The sequence below is a fragment of the Methylovorus sp. SPW-M1 genome (genome assembly GCF_053848825.1).
Genome location: NZ_CM132626.1, coordinates 1,147,197 through 1,163,798, shown reverse-complemented (window position 1 = coordinate 1,163,798; position 16,602 = coordinate 1,147,197). Strand labels below are relative to the sequence as shown.

Annotated in this window: 17 protein-coding genes and 1 pseudogene; 4 read left to right on the top strand and 14 right to left on the bottom strand. The window is 55.0% G+C overall.

Annotated elements, in window-relative coordinates; translation table 11 throughout:
* Nucleotides 1–16 precede the first annotated feature (16 nt).
* The 8 genes from ACWWD9_RS05470 to ACWWD9_RS05435 form a co-directional block, all read right to left on the bottom strand.
* Nucleotides 17–799 carry an energy transducer TonB gene (locus tag ACWWD9_RS05470; RefSeq protein WP_238525292.1) on the bottom strand — a complete coding sequence of 261 codons (783 nt, stop codon included), beginning with the start codon at nucleotides 797–799 and terminating at the stop codon, nucleotides 17–19.
* Nucleotides 789–1,031: a hypothetical protein gene (locus tag ACWWD9_RS05465; protein ID WP_015830401.1), complete on the bottom strand. Its 243-nt coding sequence runs from the start codon at nucleotides 1,029–1,031 to the stop codon at nucleotides 789–791. Before ACWWD9_RS05465 ends, ACWWD9_RS05470 begins: the two co-directional genes overlap by 11 nt.
* Nucleotides 1,032–1,040: 9 nt before the next feature.
* Entirely contained in the window at nucleotides 1,041–1,175 is a 135-nt protein-coding gene (gene hemP / locus ACWWD9_RS05460; RefSeq protein ID WP_202943907.1) for a hemin uptake protein HemP, read from the bottom strand.
* Between the two features lie 271 nt (nucleotides 1,176–1,446).
* Entirely contained in the window at nucleotides 1,447–2,064 is a 618-nt protein-coding gene (rpsD, locus tag ACWWD9_RS05455; protein WP_013442546.1) for a 30S ribosomal protein S4, read from the bottom strand.
* 31 nt (nucleotides 2,065–2,095) lie between these two features.
* Nucleotides 2,096–2,374, bottom strand: coding sequence for a hypothetical protein (locus ACWWD9_RS05450; RefSeq protein WP_013442547.1), 279 nt, complete (start codon nucleotides 2,372–2,374; stop codon nucleotides 2,096–2,098).
* Nucleotides 2,375–2,526: 152 nt separating this feature from the next.
* Nucleotides 2,527–4,014 carry a choice-of-anchor I family protein gene (locus ACWWD9_RS05445; RefSeq protein WP_455867967.1) on the bottom strand — a complete coding sequence of 496 codons (1,488 nt, stop codon included), beginning with the start codon at nucleotides 4,012–4,014 and terminating at the stop codon, nucleotides 2,527–2,529.
* Nucleotides 4,015–4,200: 186 nt separating this feature from the next.
* On the bottom strand, nucleotides 4,201–6,087 hold the full coding sequence (gene htpG, locus ACWWD9_RS05440) for a molecular chaperone HtpG (protein ID WP_455867966.1): 1,887 nt from the start codon (nucleotides 6,085–6,087) through the stop codon (nucleotides 4,201–4,203).
* 151 nt (nucleotides 6,088–6,238) lie between these two features.
* Nucleotides 6,239–6,820, bottom strand: a complete 582-nt coding sequence (locus ACWWD9_RS05435) for a TetR/AcrR family transcriptional regulator (protein ID WP_455867965.1) — start codon at nucleotides 6,818–6,820, stop codon at nucleotides 6,239–6,241.
* A gap of 296 nt (nucleotides 6,821–7,116) precedes the next feature.
* On the opposite strand from ACWWD9_RS05435, the gene ACWWD9_RS05430 reads away from it, so the two are divergent.
* The 4 genes and pseudogenes from ACWWD9_RS05430 (at nucleotide 7,117) to ACWWD9_RS05415 (ending at nucleotide 12,593) form a co-directional block, all read left to right on the top strand.
* The gene (locus ACWWD9_RS05430; RefSeq protein ID WP_455867964.1) at nucleotides 7,117–8,448 is read left to right on the top strand and encodes an LLM class flavin-dependent oxidoreductase; all 1,332 of its coding nucleotides are present in this window, start codon (nucleotides 7,117–7,119) and stop codon (nucleotides 8,446–8,448) included.
* A pseudogene (locus ACWWD9_RS05425) lies at nucleotides 8,445–9,776 on the top strand (MFS transporter). The gene ACWWD9_RS05430 and the pseudogene ACWWD9_RS05425 overlap by 4 nt, the downstream one beginning before the upstream one ends.
* A gap of 76 nt (nucleotides 9,777–9,852) precedes the next feature.
* Nucleotides 9,853–12,168, top strand: coding sequence for a TonB-dependent receptor (locus ACWWD9_RS05420; protein WP_455867963.1), 2,316 nt, complete (start codon nucleotides 9,853–9,855; stop codon nucleotides 12,166–12,168).
* Between the two features lie 161 nt (nucleotides 12,169–12,329).
* Complete coding sequence (locus tag ACWWD9_RS05415; protein ID WP_455867962.1) at nucleotides 12,330–12,593, top strand: hypothetical protein; 264 nt, start codon at nucleotides 12,330–12,332, stop codon at nucleotides 12,591–12,593.
* A gap of 68 nt (nucleotides 12,594–12,661) precedes the next feature.
* Here the strand turns inward: ACWWD9_RS05415 and ACWWD9_RS05410 are convergent, their stop codons facing one another.
* Genes ACWWD9_RS05410 through recO form a run of 6 tightly spaced genes read right to left on the bottom strand, consistent with a single transcriptional unit; the run spans nucleotide 12,662 to nucleotide 16,581 of the window.
* Nucleotides 12,662–12,823 carry a DUF2256 domain-containing protein gene (locus ACWWD9_RS05410; RefSeq protein WP_159355393.1) on the bottom strand — a complete coding sequence of 54 codons (162 nt, stop codon included), beginning with the start codon at nucleotides 12,821–12,823 and terminating at the stop codon, nucleotides 12,662–12,664.
* Nucleotides 12,824–12,833: 10 nt separating this feature from the next.
* Entirely contained in the window at nucleotides 12,834–13,664 is an 831-nt protein-coding gene (locus ACWWD9_RS05405; RefSeq protein WP_455867961.1) for a tRNA threonylcarbamoyladenosine dehydratase, read from the bottom strand.
* Between the two features lie 3 nt (nucleotides 13,665–13,667).
* Entirely contained in the window at nucleotides 13,668–14,654 is a 987-nt protein-coding gene (locus tag ACWWD9_RS05400; RefSeq protein WP_455868140.1) for a hypothetical protein, read from the bottom strand.
* Nucleotides 14,654–15,034, bottom strand: a complete 381-nt coding sequence (acpS, locus tag ACWWD9_RS05395; RefSeq protein ID WP_455867960.1) for a holo-ACP synthase — start codon at nucleotides 15,032–15,034, stop codon at nucleotides 14,654–14,656. Before acpS ends, ACWWD9_RS05400 begins: the two co-directional genes overlap by 1 nt.
* 37 nt (nucleotides 15,035–15,071) lie before the next feature.
* Nucleotides 15,072–15,803 carry a pyridoxine 5'-phosphate synthase gene (gene pdxJ / locus ACWWD9_RS05390; protein ID WP_455867959.1) on the bottom strand — a complete coding sequence of 244 codons (732 nt, stop codon included), beginning with the start codon at nucleotides 15,801–15,803 and terminating at the stop codon, nucleotides 15,072–15,074.
* A 52-nt stretch (nucleotides 15,804–15,855) separates the two neighbouring features.
* On the bottom strand, nucleotides 15,856–16,581 hold the full coding sequence (gene recO / locus ACWWD9_RS05385; RefSeq protein ID WP_455867958.1) for a DNA repair protein RecO: 726 nt from the start codon (nucleotides 16,579–16,581) through the stop codon (nucleotides 15,856–15,858).
* Nucleotides 16,582–16,602: the final 21 nt, after the last annotated feature.

The following is a 16,602-nucleotide window of genomic DNA, read 5'->3' as shown; positions in this document are numbered from 1 at the left end:
TTTGACAATATTCTGACTAGTCGTGCAGCGAATAGCTCATCGGCACAATCGCGTACACACTTACCGCCTTGCCATTCTTGCGATACGGCGTGAAGCGGGCTGCCTTCAGCCACTCTACCGCCGCATTGTCCAGTCGTTCAAATCCGGAGCGTTCCAGCAGCTGAATGTCTTCCGGCATTCCAGTGGCTGAAATACGTACCTTCATCTTGACCTTGCCCTCCTCTTTCAAACGCTTGGAGAGCGTGGGGTATTTGCGCTCAGGCTCATACAGGTAAGCGACGCCCGTCACCAGTTCTGGTTCATGCGTTTCAGGTGGCGGTGGAGGTGGTGCTTTTTCCACGATCTCGGCTGGCGGCGGTGGGGGCGTAGGCTTGGCCTCCTCTACTGCGCGCGGCGCTTCTACCGGGGCAGCAGGCTGAGGTTCAGCCACTTGTGGCTGCGGTTCGGGCGTGGGCTTGATTTGCTGTTTGACCGGCTTTTGTTTTTGAATCTTGACGACCGGCTTGGGGGGAGTGGGTTCGGGTTGTGGCTCTTCGGTGATGGACTTGGGGTCGCTCACGAGATTGACCACCATAGGCGTATCCGGCTGCTCAATGCGCACTTCTTCTGGCTTGAGCCAGACCACTGCTGCAAAGATCGCGGCATGTGCCAGCAATACTGCCAGCAAGGCCGAATACGAAGCACGCGATGGTGTTTGCCCACCCTGATTGCCACCGCGCGGCTTGAGGCCACGGATCATGGCAATCGGCGCTTGCGCTGGTTGGAATGAAGGCTTTACCAGCCTCATTTCAGTGTACATTCCCTACCCCATTCATCATTGCATCGTTTCTTTCTCGTACAGCATTATATATAGCCATTCTGGCCGCGCCCTCCTGCAGCAATTCAGCCAGGGAGCCAAACGCCTGCATGTCCAGCCTAAGACTAAGCGCACCTACTTCCAGCTCAGCCACATTGCACTCTTCGCAGAATAATATCCTGCAGCCTTCGTTACCCGCGAGCACAATGCGCTTACAAGGATTTTCCGGTTTCATGCGAACTCCTTACTTCGTCAGAATCAGCTTGCCCTGACGGGTGAGCCGCAGACGATAGGTTTGATCGCCGTGCGCAATCTCCAGTTCGCGTTGCCCATTAAACAGCTCCTTGCTGTCGAGCTGACGCAGTTTCGCGTTCGTCATGGACGGTTGCACGCCGGCATCCGCTCCTCGAGGTGCATCTGTTAACAATGTCGTCGCTGTCATATGACCCTCACTTGAACCTGAAATAATTGAACCTGAGCCTAGTCACTCAGGATAAAACAAATGATAACGATTCTCAATTAGACGGTCAAGCCTAATTTTACAATTGATTATTCACCTTGAATAGCCATGAGAACAGGGAATTTTTCCCTAAAAAAAACGGCCGCCAGCAACGACGACCGAGAGAGGAGACCAGGAACAACCAGCAGAACTAGAGTCTGTTGGCGTAATACTCAACCACCTGCTGCACATCCACGGGGAATGGCACATCTTCAGCAGCAGGCAAATGCGCGATACGGGCAACGCGCTGCGTATCATCCCAACTCAGCCACTCAGGCCGAATCAAGGGCATATCTTTAAGTGTTTCATTCACAATAGGAATCTGTGCACTCGCAGGCTTCAGGCTGATTTCATCCCCTACTCGCAACCGGATGGAAGGAATGCTTACCACCTTGCCATTCAATTGCAGGTGACGATGCGATACCAGCTGGCGGGCAGCTGCAATGGTGGGGGCAAAGCCCGCACGGAATACCACGTTATCCAGACGACGCTCCAGCAACTGCAGCAATGTTTCACCGGTAGGTGCCTTGCCACGGCGCGCATCCACCATCAGGCGACGCAATTGGCGCTCGGACAAACCGTAGTTGAAACGCAGCTTCTGCTTTTCCATCAGTTTGATGCCGAAGTCTGATTTCTTGCGGCGCACAGCCTTGGCACCATGCTGACCAGGCGGCGTTGGGCGCTGCTCTATGCTTTTACGGGAAAGGCCTGGCAGATCGACGCCCAATGCGCGCATGACTTTCAGACGGGGGCCGGTAAAACGGGACATACTCTATACTCCGATATCGATAATGTTAGTTTTATTGCAGATGACGACTGCCAGGCACTACCACCGCCTGCATGGCATGCTGCTCATGGGCAATCGCTTCCCAGTCGCGCATCAGCCGCTGGGCCACTTCCGATACCAGTTTGGATTCGGCATATTGCGGAGCAGTCAGCTTGCGTGAAAGATCCAGTGCCAGCTCGGCAAGTTCAGCCGATGGATGACTTGCATAACGCGCCGTCACGCAGCACAGCGAAGCCAGCACGGCATTCGCATTCGGCAATTCTGGATCAAATATCGCTTCTTTGGGTTTCACGGACTATCCTTGTTAACCAAGTTTTAATAATGATAATGATTCGCATTTGTTAAGTCAACACGCATCATGAAAATTCGGGTAAAACCGCCTCAAATAAAAAAGCCACCGCAACTGCGGTGGCTTGTGTTTCTAGCGTGGCAATCTAAGGGAAATCAGACTTTACGACGATATGTCACAAAACCCATCAGCCCCATCCCCAAGAGCAGCATACCGTAGGTCTGGGCTTCTGGCACTGGCGATACACCAGAAATACTGTAAAGACTGGTCGTGCCGCTGACTTCGTTGGCAATCGACAGATAGTATTTGCCATCACGCACAAAGGTCATCAGGCCTTCAGGTGCCACATCGCCATCGGTCACGATCATGTCCAGGAAGCTGGCTTTGCTGGGGTCGGTAATGTCATAAATCGCCACCGCACTTTTCAGGGTGCGCTCCAGACCGATGAAGGCCAGGGTGCGGCCACCCAGTTCGAGCAAGGCAACACCTTCCGGCTCTACGCCCTTGTCATCGCTGCGACCATCATCGTAGATGCCGAGCTCAATGGCCTTGGCATCCAGCTGATTACCACTATCAAACACAATGGCGCCAGAAGCATCGCGAATCGAGAAGGAGCGGGCACCAAAGGTGACCAGATTGCCCGGGGTGGAATCCGGCACAGAAATATTCAGCTCTTTCAAATCTGCCGGTGCAGATGCTTTCAGAGCTGGAACATCTTTTACGCGTGCCTTGTCGCCGTCATCTTCACGGGTATCCCCTTCGTTCGCCATCACGATAAAAGTTTTGCCACCCACTTCATATGCTGCCATTGAATCTGGCTGGTACAGACCTTTCACGTCGCTGGCGCGCAGCTCAACCTTGCCATCCTTATGGTTGGGATCGATCCAGTTGCCAACCTGACTGAAATCCTTGGTGCCAAGACCAATCACACTGCTGAAGCTATTGGTCTTGAGATCCAGCACACCCATCGCGTTGGCTTCCTGCAGGGATACGTAGGCTTTGGTGCCTGCCTTGTTCACCGCAATATATTCGGGCTCGTAATCCATGCCCGTATTGGTGCGGATGTTGCTGCCGGTGGTCGGTACGCCGGTGAAGCCAGCATTTGTGATCACACTGCGTGATGTCATGTTGATGATGCTGACACTGCCAGCAGGGTCATATCCTGCATAGTTGGTCGGCGTGGCTTCATTGGCCACCAGCAGACGCGAGCCATCTGCTGTAAAGGTCAGCATATCAGGCAAGGCGCCAACTGTGATTGAGTTCACGCCAGACGTCAGCGCGCGGCTGGAAGTATCAAACAGCTTGACCACACCAGGGGCGGTACGATCCACGGTGGATTCGATGGCGAAAGCGGCCAGGCCATTGTGAATGGCTACACTGTTGATCGAGCCATAGGCGGTCGTATCAATATGCTGCACCAGACTGCCGCTGGTCGCGTTCAATACATCAACGCCATTGATACCAGCCACCCATACCGTGTTGGTGACTTTGTCATAGGCGGAAATTTCAGAGGTTTGACCAGCCACGCCGGTGGATGCGTGGTTATATGTCCAGAGTTTGCTCAGACTCAGCGTGTCTGCAGCGTACGACATCGCCGGCAGGCAAAGGGCGAAAACCGCCAGTGTGATCAGTTTCTTTTTCATCTTCCCATCCTTGTTATTAGGTGTGTGATTGGTGTGTGTGTTAAATGCCTGCGTGCAACAGGCAATGTTAATAAATGTAAAGATGATGTGTGACAGGATGATGAAACCGAGCAGTTACAAAGGATTGCAGGCATAAAAATGCCCCGACAAGCGGGGCATTGGGGATCATCACTGTGCGCGATGTATTTAGCTAATCAGGCTATTCATGCGACGCACAAAACTGGCAGGATCTTCCAGTTGCCCACCTTCTGCCAGCAAAGCCTGATCAAACAGCAGGTTTGCCAGGTCGGCAAAACGGCCGTCATCCGACTCGGTCTTGAGCTTGGCAACCAGCTTGTGCTCAGGATTCACTTCCAGGATAGGTTTGTTATCCGGCGTTTTCTGTCCGGCAGCCTTGAGCAGCCGCTCCAGATTACCCGAGAGATCGTTTTCACCGGCCACCAGACAAGCCGGGGAATCAGTCAGGCGGTGCGTTACGCGCACTTCCTTCACGCGTTCACCCAGCGTCGTTTTCACGCGCTCAATCAAGTCACGCGCCTCTTCTTCCACCTTCTTCTGCTGCTCTTTTTCGGCTTCGTCTTCCAGATTGCCCAGATCGAGGTCGCCCTTGGCTACCGACTGCAAGGCCTTGCCATCAAACTCGGTCAGGCTGGACAGCATCCATTCGTCCACGCGGTCAGACATCAGCAGCACCTCAATGCCCTTCTTGCGGAAGATTTCCAGGTGCGGGCTATGCTGGGCGGCTGCGAAGCTATCAGCCGTGATGTAGTAAATCTTGTCCTGGCCTTCCTTCATGCGGCCGATGTAATCCTTCAGGGACACCACTTGCGCATCGGTATCGGCATGGGTGGAAGCAAAGCGCAGCAGGCCTGCGATCTTTTCGCGATTGGCAAAATCTTCGCCCGGGCCTTCTTTCAGCACGCGGCCAAATTCCTTCCAGAAACCGGCATACTCTTCCGGCTTGTTTTCTGCCAGATCCTCCAGCAGACCCAATACCTTTTTCACCGAACCGGCCTTGATATTGTCGATATCCCGGCTGGACTGCAGGATTTCGCGCGACACATTCAGTGGCAAATCCGCGCTATCGATCACCCCGCGTACAAAGCGCAGGTATTGCGGCATCAGCTTCTCCGCATCGTCCATAATGAACACGCGCTTCACGTAAAGCTTGATGCCATGCTTGCGCTCGCGGTCATACAGATCAAGCGGCGCACGGCTAGGCACATACAGCAGCGAGATATATTCCTGCTTGCCTTCTACGCGGTTATGGCTCCAGGCCAGCGGATTTTCAAAGTCATGCGATACATGCTTGTAAAACTCCTGGTATTCCTCGTCGCTGATATCGCTCTTAGAGCGCGCCCACAAGGCAGACGCCTTGTTGACGGTTTCATCTTCATCGGTTGGCACCTGCTCGCCGTCTTTCCATTCCGACTTCTTCATGATGATGGGCAGCGTGATATGGTCGGAATACTTGCGGATGATGCTCTTCAGCTTCCAGTCATTCAGGAATTCATCTTCACCTTCACGCAGGTGCAGGATGATATCGGTGCCACGGCCAGCTTTCTCAACGGCTTCCAGGGTGTAGTCGCCCTCGCCTGCCGATTCCCACTTCACGGCTTCATCGCTGCCCGCGCGGCGGGTAATCAGGGTGACCTTGTCAGCCAGAATGAATGCCGAGTAAAAGCCCACGCCAAACTGACCAATCAGATTAGCATCCTTGGCCTGATCACCGGTCAGCGACTGGAAAAACTCCTTGGTACCAGACTTGGCAATGGTGCCGATATTGCTGATGACTTCAGCGCGGTTCATGCCGATACCGTTATCCGAAATTGTCAGCGTACGGGCATCCTTATCAAAGGACACACGAATCTTCAAATCACTGTCATTGCCATACAGGCTGTTGTCAGACAGCGCCTCAAAGCGCAATTTGTCTGCCGCATCCGAGGCATTGGAAATCAGCTCACGCAGCACAATTTCCTTGTTGCTGTAGAGCGAATGAATCATCAACTGCAGCAGTTGTTTTACTTCGGCCTGAAAACCTAGCGTTTCTTTGGTTAGTGTCTCAGCGGACATTGGTAAAGCTCCCATAGGCTAAATTTGGATTGTGTTTGCAATATTGGGGAGTAGCGCTCGGATTTCAAGCGCCGGAGTGAATGAATGAAGTGCCATGCCTGCTTGCACAGACAAATAGCGTCTATATCCGCTTGCTTACAAGATCACATGCTCAGACCGCCGACGGGGGCTGTTTGAAATGTCCGTACATGAAGACATCCACCGCGGATTTCACCAGCCGGGCACGCTCTTCTGCGTTGGGCGTCAGCGCATCATCGCGTAACAGAAAATAGTGCCCCGAAACACAGAGCTGCACAAACTGGATGGTCGCGGCCCGCACATCGGTAAACCGCACCAAGCCCGCATCCATCAACTGCACCAGGTACTTTTCAACAGGCTGGCGTGCTTCGTTCAGCATCTGGTCGATCAGCGCCGACAAGCCTTCAATCCGGTGCACCTCGGCAATCACCATACGACTCAGCTTGATATTGTCCGGTTTGAACCATTGGTTCGAAATGAAATAGCCGATCTCGAACAAGGCTTCGGCAGGAGGTTTTTGCGTGTTGATTTTTTCCAGCAATGCCGAGACATAAATATCCATGTGAACCTTGATTACCGCCAGGAACAGACTGCTCTTGGATTCGAAATGCCGGTAAATGGTCAGTTTTGAGACCTCCGCCGCCTTGGCAATACCTTCAATGCTGGCCCCGTGAAATCCTTTCTCCAGAAAGGTCTGGGCGGCAATGTCCATCATATGCCGCCCCAGCAACTCGGACCCTTCCCGCGTTGGCCTTCCACTATTCGCCTTTGTACTCATCAACTTAAGACTCCATGTTGCATTTTTCAATGCGGCTTTTCTGATGCTGCCTGTAGTTGCCGACAGCCCTTCTAATATTCGATAAAAGAATATAAATATTACAAATAAATATTTTTAATTATAAAAATATTGCATTACATTGGGCTCAATTAAGTAAACAGTATCGTTTACTTAATGACAAACAACAAGCTTTCCTCAAGCTTTTACGACGACTATTTTGCATTAGGCAGCGCATGGTAACCACCAAAAAACAAATGAAACTAGGGGCGTTTTTACAAGGCGTCGGACATCACGTGGCAGCGTGGCGCCATCCGGATGTAAATCCCGCTGATGCCACCCGGTTGTCGCACTTGAAAAACCTGGCCCAGATTGCCGAGCGCGGAAAATTTGATGCCATTTTCTTTGCCGATGTCCTTGGCTTGCCCGAGATAGACAATCGGCTGCTGGCAAAAGGCGCTATCGCCTATTTCTGGGAACCCCTGACCACGCTGGCCGCGATTGCAGGCAGCACAGAAAAAATCGGCCTCATCAGCACGGTATCCACCTCTTATCTGCACCCGTTTCATCTGGCACGACTATTTGCCTCCCTTGATCATATCAGCGAGGGGCGCGCGGGCTGGAACCTGGTCACGTCTGGGACTGACTTTGAAGCAAATGCCTTTGGCCTCAACAACCAGATACCGCATACAGAGCGATATCTGCGTGCTCGTGAATATGTCGATGTGGTGAAAGGCTTATGGGATAGCTGGGGGGATCAGCCTTATCTTTTCGATCAAACCTCAGGCAATTTCTTTGATCCGCAAAAGCTCCATTTCCTTCATCACCAAGGGGAGTATTTTTCCGTCCATGCCGCCTTGCAATCAGCCAGGCCAGTGCAGGGGTATCCGGTTATCGTGCAAGCAGGCTCATCGAGCGACGGGCAGGCGCTGGCAGCCGCCACGGCCGAAATCGTCTTTACTGCCCAACAGTCTCTACAGGATGCCCAAGGCTTCTACCGCGGCCTGAAAGCCCAACTGGCACAGCATGGTCGTGAACAGGACAGCCTCAAGGTCATGCCGGGGGTGATGCCTATCATCGGCAGAACCGAAGCAGAGGCGCAGGAAAAATATGAGCAATTGCAGTCCCTGATTGATCCGGCGGTGGGGATTGCCCTGCTATCGGCATTTCTGGGCAATATCGATCTCAGCAAGCATGGCATTGACGACCCGGTGCCTGATTTTCCCAATACCGAAGGTTGGCAAAGCCGTCAGCAATTACTCATCGATCTGGCAAGGCGCGAAAACCTCACCATACGCCAGCTCTATCAAAAAGTCGCCGGTGCGCGCGGGCATCGCATTGTCATCGGCACCGCCAGCAGCATCGCCGACCAACTGGAACTATGGTTTACCGAGGGCGCAGCCGATGGCTTCAATATTCTGGCACCCACCTTCCCACATGGCTTAAGTGAGTTTGTAGATCAGGTCATTCCCGAGCTGCAACGCCGCGGCCTTTTCCGTACTGAATACACAGGCAACACATTGCGTGAACACCTGGAACTACCTCGCCCCCGGAGTCAATATCAATGAGCACCCCTACCCTTGAATCGGCCAAGATAACCTCTGGCGCCGCCCATTCCAATACCTATCTGTTTGGCAAAGCAGGCACGCTGGGGATTTTCTCTTTGCTGTGCCTGCTGATGGTGTTTGATTTTGCCGACAGACTCATCATTGCCGGCCTGCTGCCTTACATCAAGGCCGAGTGGGGATTGAGCGATGCGCAATCCGGCCTGCTGAGTTCCCTGCTGACACTGGGCATGGTCCTGTTCGCATTTCCGGTATCAATCGCCATTGATCGCTGGAGCAGAATCAAGACCGCCAGCCTGATGGGCATATTCTGAGGTCTGGCATCGGCCAGCGGCGCCTTTGCTCATAACTTCACGCAGCTGGCGGCCAGTCGTGCATTGGTCGGCGCTGGCGAAGCGGCCTATGCGCCTGCTTCTTATGCCTGGATCACAGCAGCCTTCTCCAGACGCAGGCTGCAATTAGCCCTGGGCGTATTTTCTGCCAGCCAGCCTATCGGCATGGCGCTAGGCATTGCACTGGGTGGTTTTATTGCGGCACATTATGGCTGGCGCCATGCCCTGGGATTGCTGGCCATTCCTGGCATTCTGGTGGCGATCGCCCTTTACCGCTGCCGCGACTACCGCAACCCACCCCCACCCGGCGTAGACGAGAACACCCCGCAAACGCTCAGTCACTGGCAAGTCATCCGCCAGAACTGGAAGGCGATTATCCGCACGCCATCGTTGCTGCTCGCCTATCTGAGCGGTGCCATGGCCACCTTGCAGTGGGTGCCGATTGTGTTCTTCCTGCCCACCTATCTGAATCGTATCCACGGTATTGCCCTGCAACAGGCTTCGCTCATGACCAGTGGCTTGTTGATCGTTGGTGTGATTGCCATCCCGCTGGGCGGCTGGCTCATGGACCGACTCACCCAGCGCCACCGCAATGCCAAGATTTACTTCTCGGCAACAGCGTTTGCCGCCGCCGCAGCGCTGTATGCCCTGGCGTTCAGCACTGGTCATGATTACCAGCAGCAATATCTGTTGATTCTGCTCGCGAGCTTCGCTGGCAGCATTAGCGGATCAGGCCCATTGAGCATGACACAGGAACTGGCGCATCCATCGGGGCGCGCCCTCTCGGGAACCACTTCCGTGATGACACTGCACCTCTTGGGATCAGTGCCCGGGCCCTTTCTTGCAGGCCTGATTTCCGATCATTACGGCCTGGGGCAAGCCCTGTTCATCCTGCCTCTCGTGAGCGGCACGCTCGCGGTGATTCTTCTCGTCGCCGCCTTGCGTTTTTATGCGCGTGACCTGGAAAAAGTCGTCCACTACCGGCCCCAGGCAGCCTAGTCATGAAGAGCACACCAGAACAACGATGTCATTAATGCATAAACCAACCATAGGCAAATCAAAGGGGAATCGAAGTATGAAGTTTCACCATCCATTTATCATCAGCAGTCTTGCGCTGGCGATCCAGGCGGCGTATAGCCCGGCGTATGCCGAGGAGCAGCCGGTCGCGAACAGCAATCAGACCGAGGAAGCCAGGGACAGCAATCCACTGAGCAGCATTACCGTGACCGCCAGAAGGCGGACGGAAAAAGAGCAGGATGTCCCGGCCCCTATCAGCGTAGTCAAGGGCGACCAGCTAGAAGCAACCAAAATCTATCAGGTGCAGGATTTGCAGCAACTGCTGCCCAACTTCACATCGCAATTCATTCACGCCCGCCAATCCAGCGTGGCAGTGCGCGGTATCGGCAACAATACGGCGAATGAGGGCCTGGAAGGCAGCGTCGGCATCTATCTCGATAACGTTTACCTGGGACGCCCAGGTCAGGCCGTTTTTGACTTGCTGGATATTGAGCAAGTCGACCTGCTGCGCGGCCCGCAAGGTACGCTGTTCGGCAAGAACACCACCGCTGGCGTTCTTAATATTTCCTCACGCCAGCCATCCTTCAAGGAAGAGCGTTCGGTGGAAGTGTCCGGAGGCGAACGCGGCTATCGCCAGGTAAAAGCCAGCATCAACCAGCCCCTGAGCGACAATGTGGCCGTGCGCCTTTCCGCGTATGACACCCATGACGATGGGTGGATCAAGAACACATACAATGGAAAAAACCTGAATGAGATCAATCGTCAGGGCGCACGCGGCCAAGTGCTGATCAAGCCCAGCGAGACTTTCAGCCTGCGCCTGATTGGCGAGCACAACGAAGAAGACTCCAGCACCGGCAGCCTTATTCCATACAGCTTCGCACCATGGCGCCCCAACGGCACGACCTATGCGCAGAATGCCACCGCGCTGGGAGCCGTGAATATTGCGCGCAGCCCTTATGATTACAAGGTGGATTTTGATGGCAGGCAGCGTGCCAAGGTCAATCAGGATGCCTTGTCTGCAGAAGCCAACTGGGATATCAATGGCTACAAGCTCACTTCCATTACGGCATGGCGCGACTGGAAATTCAGCCCGGAAAATGATCTGGATTTCACCCGCCTAGCCGGCATTACCGGCGGCTTCAAGATTGACGAAAGCCAATATTCGCAGGAAGTCCGGCTGGCTTCGCCGCTGGGTGAGGTCTACGACTATGTTGTTGGCGGGTATTACTACCATCAGGACATTACCAGTGACAATGCCTACGAAACAGGCGCGCGTGCATCGGCCCTGACGTTTGCCTACCCGCCCAATGCTTCGCTATCTGGGCAGGGCACTTCCAAAACGGATAGTTATGCCGTGTTTGGCCAGGCTACCTGGCATGCCACCCAGAAGCTGGACTTCACGGGAGGTTTGCGCTACACCCAGGAAAAGAAAGAAGGCCGCGTTGACCAGAATACGATTTCACCCAGCATCTATGGCGGGCTGAGCCCGCTGTTCCGGGCATACGACTCAGGCACCATGAGCCGTACCGATGAAAATCTGGCTGGATTACTGACCGCGAGCTACCACTTCACCAATGATCTGCTGGGCTTTATTACCTATTCCACAGGAGAAAAATCGGGCGGCTTCAACGTGAATAGCGTGGCCAGTCCCGGCGCCATCCTCGGCAGCCAGGCGCTGTATATTGATCCGGAAAAAGCACGCAATCTGGAGTTTGGGCTGAAGACAAACTGGCTGAACAATCGCCTGAATATCAATGCCAATCTATTCCTGACCAAGATATCCGACTATCAAGCCATCACCACGACGGATTTCAACGGCACCTATGTGGGCCTGCTCACCAATGTGGGCGACCTCACCAGCAAGGGCGTCGAGCTGGATATCAAGGCACAGCCAAATAATCACCTGGAACTCAATTTCAATGCGGCTTACACCGATGCCACGTTTGATAAAGGCACGGCTCCCACCCCATTTGAAGAGTTTGACGGCGTGGGTTACGGTCGTGGCTATCGCAGCATTGCCGGCAACCGGGTCAATGGTGCCCCACGCTGGACGGCCAATACCGGCCTTGTGCACAAGTGGAATATCACGAGCAATGTCGAGCACTACACCTCCGCCAACTATAGCTGGCGCTCCGAGACCTATGCCGATATCAACAACTCGATTTATTCCAAAATTCCGAGCTATGGCGTGTTCAACCTGACAACAGGGTTCCGCATCCCGCAAGGCAAGAATCAGTGGGATTTATCCATCTGGGCCAAGAACGCGTTTGATAAACACTACTTCCTGGGTTTGGTGAATTCCGGCAATGGCGTCTATGCCGGTTCCGCGGCCCAGCCGCGCACCATAGGTGCCAGCCTGCGGTACGACTTCTAGCAATAGCTACACCCTGAGCAAAACAGCCACGTGCCTGTCTGGGCAGTGGCTGTTTTTTTATTCGTCACCCGCTTTGCTGCCCTATCAACACGAGGTGCTTTTTGTATCGATTTATTCACGTTACACTGCGGGCTTACGGCGAGCACAGGGGAATTTAGGCGATGACGACGATGACCATTCATCAGCTGGACGAGCAGCACTTTGAAGTCAGCATCCAAGCCTCCTCCCCGACCACGCATCGCGTAACCGTTTCAACCGAATACGCGGCCCAACTGACCCACGGCAAATTCACTACCGCAGAACTCATCAAGCGCTCCTTCGAGTTTTTGCTGGCGCGTGAATCCAACACCAGCATCCTGCGCAGCTTTGATCTTTCCGTGATTGCGCGCTACTTTCCGGAATACGAATCCGAAATTCAGCGTTAGCGGGCATTAAGCCTGCGGATTGCCTGAGCCAGACTTGGTAAGGGATCGAGCAGCGGGTCGTTTGGGTTTCAGCCCTTGCTCTTAGCCGCGCGGCGGCAGGCATCTGAACAGTATTTGACGCTATCCCAGTTTTTTTCCCAGGCTTTACGCCAGGTCATGGTGCGGCCACATTGCACGCAGGGTTTGCTGGGGAGGTAGGCCTTATTGCCTTTGAATTCCCTGGAAGGCATGGTGCATGCCTCAGGCCGAGAGAAGCTTCAGTAGCAGCGCGGAAGCGGCCATGCCAAATGGCGCAGTCACGCAAACGGAGGAGCCATAGCCGGCACAATTAAGGCCGCTCAGCCCGCCATCCGCCTCGCAGCTTGCATCCGGCTTCTGGATGGGTTCATCGGAGTAAATGCAGGGAATGCCAAATTTGGTGGGGGCTTTATTGCCAGAAGGCGCGCGGGGAAAGCCATGGTCACGCCGCAGGCTGTTGCGCACCTTGGCAAGCAGTCGATCGCCGTGCACCTGGGCCAGATCAGCATGGCGGATGCGGGTGGGATCCAGGCGACCACCAGCACCACCTGTCACCACCAAAGGCAGCTTATGGCGGCGGCACCAGGCGGCAATCGCCACTTTGGCGCGTGCATCATCAATCGCATCAATCACGCCATCAAAGCCCTGTCCAAGCATGGCGTCTACATTCTCCACCGTGACAAAATCTTCTATCTGCGCCACCTGCGCCCATGGATTAATCCGCTGGATGCGCTCCGCCATGGCCGTAACCTTGGCCTTGCCCAGCTCGCCATCCAGCGCATGCAGCTGGCGATTGATATTGGATTCAGCGATGTTGTCGAGGTCAATCAGCGTGATACGGCCAATCGCATTGCGCGCCAGCGCCTCGGCGGCCCAGGACCCAACGCCGCCTATGCCGATCACGCAGACATGCGCCGCCTGAAAACGCGCCAGCGCGTCTGCGCCATACAGACGGCGTACGCCACCAAAGCGTCGCTCCATATCCACATCCTGCGTACCAGGGATTGCGCCCTGTCCGGCATCAGACTGGTTGGTAGACGAACCCAATGCCATGGCCTACTGCCCGCAATACAGGCGCTTGATGGTGGCAAACGGTGTGTTGGCCAGGATGGTCTTGGGCGGCTCGGCACCGAGGTTTTCGATCACATCGTTGACCTTGAGCGTGCCGCCAAGAAAGGTCGAGGTGTTTTTATCGCAATCAATCGACACATGGTTGAGCATTTCGCTACCCTCGTCATAGGTCGACTTCAGCATGATGGAGAAGAAACTGCGGTCGGTATTCCAGCGCACGCTCTGGTTACTGAGGTACAAGCGGCTTTTGCCCCCCACGTCCAGTTGCTGCCAGTCATTGATAATGGGGATTTCCACGCAGAATTTCCGGGACAAGGCTTCCAGCGTCGCCGTCTTGCTGACCATGGTCGTGGGCTTGGGCTTGTCGAACACCTGCGTCAGCTTGCCATCCTTGAGCGTGCTCATGCGGGTCATGATGAAGGAGCTGGCATCGCAATCAAACGACAGTGTGCTCAGGGTTTCCTGGCTTTTATCGAAGGGCACGACCCGGGTATCGACCATGAAATGGCTGCCGTCGGCGTATTGCTTGATGGATTGCCGATTGTAAAAGACTTCGGATACCTTGCTTTTGCCTATGGACTCCCATTGGCCTGCAATGGAGCGCACGCCACAGAAACTGCCTTTCAGCTGGTCAGGCATGGAATCACGCACAATGGCGCTGGCCGGCTTGGGCGTCTCAAATTCGCTCAGCACCTGGCCATCCTGGGTTTTGCTGCCGCTCAGATAGGCGTAGCTGCTGTCCTTGCAGTCCACGCGTATGGTCGTCAGCCACTCGGCGCTGTCAGGCTGCACCACGCGGGTACTGATGGTGAATGCGGTCTTGCTGGCTTCCCATTCCAGGGTGCCGATATCGATGTAATGCTTGCCAAAGCTGCTTTCGCCCAGAAGATTCCAGTTGGCGGCCTGGGCAGGCATGACCAGGCCCAGGGACAGCAGGGAAAACACCAGCTTGAGTAATCGAGAATTCACCATCACGCCTTTTCCAAAACGACAAACGCAGCCGCCAGGGCTTTTTCATCGCTGATTGATAAATGTTTGTGCACGATGCCTTTGGCATCAAGCAAGCTTTGCAATTCTTGCGCCAGCACCAATATGGGTTTGCCCAGCGCATCGTGGCCGACCCCAATATTCTCGAACGCCGCAGGCCCGCGGATACCGGTCCCCAGTGCCTTGGCAAAGGCTTCCTTGGCGGCAAAGCGCTTGGCGAGAAACCGCGCACGGGTCTTGCTGGCAAGGTACTCATCATACTCGGCAGCGGTCAATATGCGCTCGGCAAATGCATCGCCAAAGCGCGCCAGCGAATCCTCAATCCGCGATACCTCAACGATATCGGTACCTATGCCGAAGATCATTGCGCGCCCTGCTGCATCGGCAAATGCTGGGAGCAGATCATTCGGCTTTGGCCGCCTGCAGCATCAAGGCTTTCATTTCACGCACCGAGTATTCCCACCCGACAAAAATGGCATGCGCCACAATGGCGTGGCCGATGTTCAGTTCTTCAATACCCGGGATCGCCGCGATCAAATTCACATTGTGAATATTCAAGCCATGCCCGGCGTTGACCACCAGACCCAGCTTGCGCCCATGCGCAACGGCGGCCTGCACGCGGGCCAGTTCATGGGCCTGCTCTTCCGGTGTTTCTGCATCGGCAAAGGTCCCGGTGTGGATTTCAATCACCGGAGCACCTGCCGCTTTGGCGGCATCAATCTGCGCAATATCAGGGGCGATGAACAATGACACGCGAATGCCCGCATCGCGCAATACCTGGCAGGCATGGCTCACCGCCGCCAGATTGCCCGCTACTTCCAGGCCGCCCTCGGTGGTGCGTTCTTCACGCCGCTCTGGTACCAGGCAGACATCCTGCGGTTTCACCTGCAAGGCAATGCCCAGCATTTCTTCGGTCACCGCCATTTCCAGGTTCATCTTGGTCTGCAGCAAGGGCCGCAGGGCAAACACATCGGCATCCTGAATATGGCGGCGGTCTTCACGCAAATGAATGGTGATGCTGTCGGCGCCCGCCTCTTCCGCGCGCAACGCGGCTTGCACCACGCTGGGGTACTGGGTGCCACGCGCCTGGCGCAGCGTGGCGACATGGTCAATATTGACCCCGAGTTTAATCATGATGGAGTAACTTTCATTGATGACAGTAAGAGACAGCCTGGGCTGCCAGGCACTACAGGCCTTGCAAGTCGATCAGCAACTGCCGCGTATGCAGCGGCTTGTCACCGAGATAATGCGCCAGCAGCATGCGCATCAATTGCTTGCTTTGCTGCTGGGTCTGGCTATCGGCGTAATCATCCCGCGCCATGTCCAGCAGGGTTTTGCCACGCAATTGTACGCGATTGGCCGCAGGCAGTGGAGTGGCTCCGGTGCAGGCGCCACGCTCGGCTACGTATTCATAGATGCGCTCCGCCTCTACCGGCTGGTCGCGCTCATCGTTCAGCAGGGGAACGGCATAGCCCATCTCCTGCAGCATGCGCAGCTCAAAGCGGCGAAGGCTGGTGGCATGTTCGGTGCTTTGCGACAGGGTACGCAAGGTATCGCCGTAATACGCAAACAGCGCATCGTGGCTATCTTCACGCGGCAGCAAGCGCAGCAGCAGCTCGTTCATGTAAAAGCCGCACATCAGGGCATCGCCCTGCAACAGCAGCAGGCCACTGCCCCACTCCAGGCTATGCAGGGTCTTCAGCTCCGCCTTGCCTGACCAGGTGGCAAGCAGGGGTTGAAAGGATTGCAGCATGCCGCGCATGGCGGAACGCGGACGACGCGCGCCTTTTGCCACCGCCGCCACGCGACCAAAATCACGGCTGAACAGCTCCACCACCAGACTGGTTTCCTTGAACGGATAGGTATGCAGCACGTATACCGGCTGATTGTCTTGTTTGTGGAGGACGGCCATAAGAAGAATTAACTGCGAATA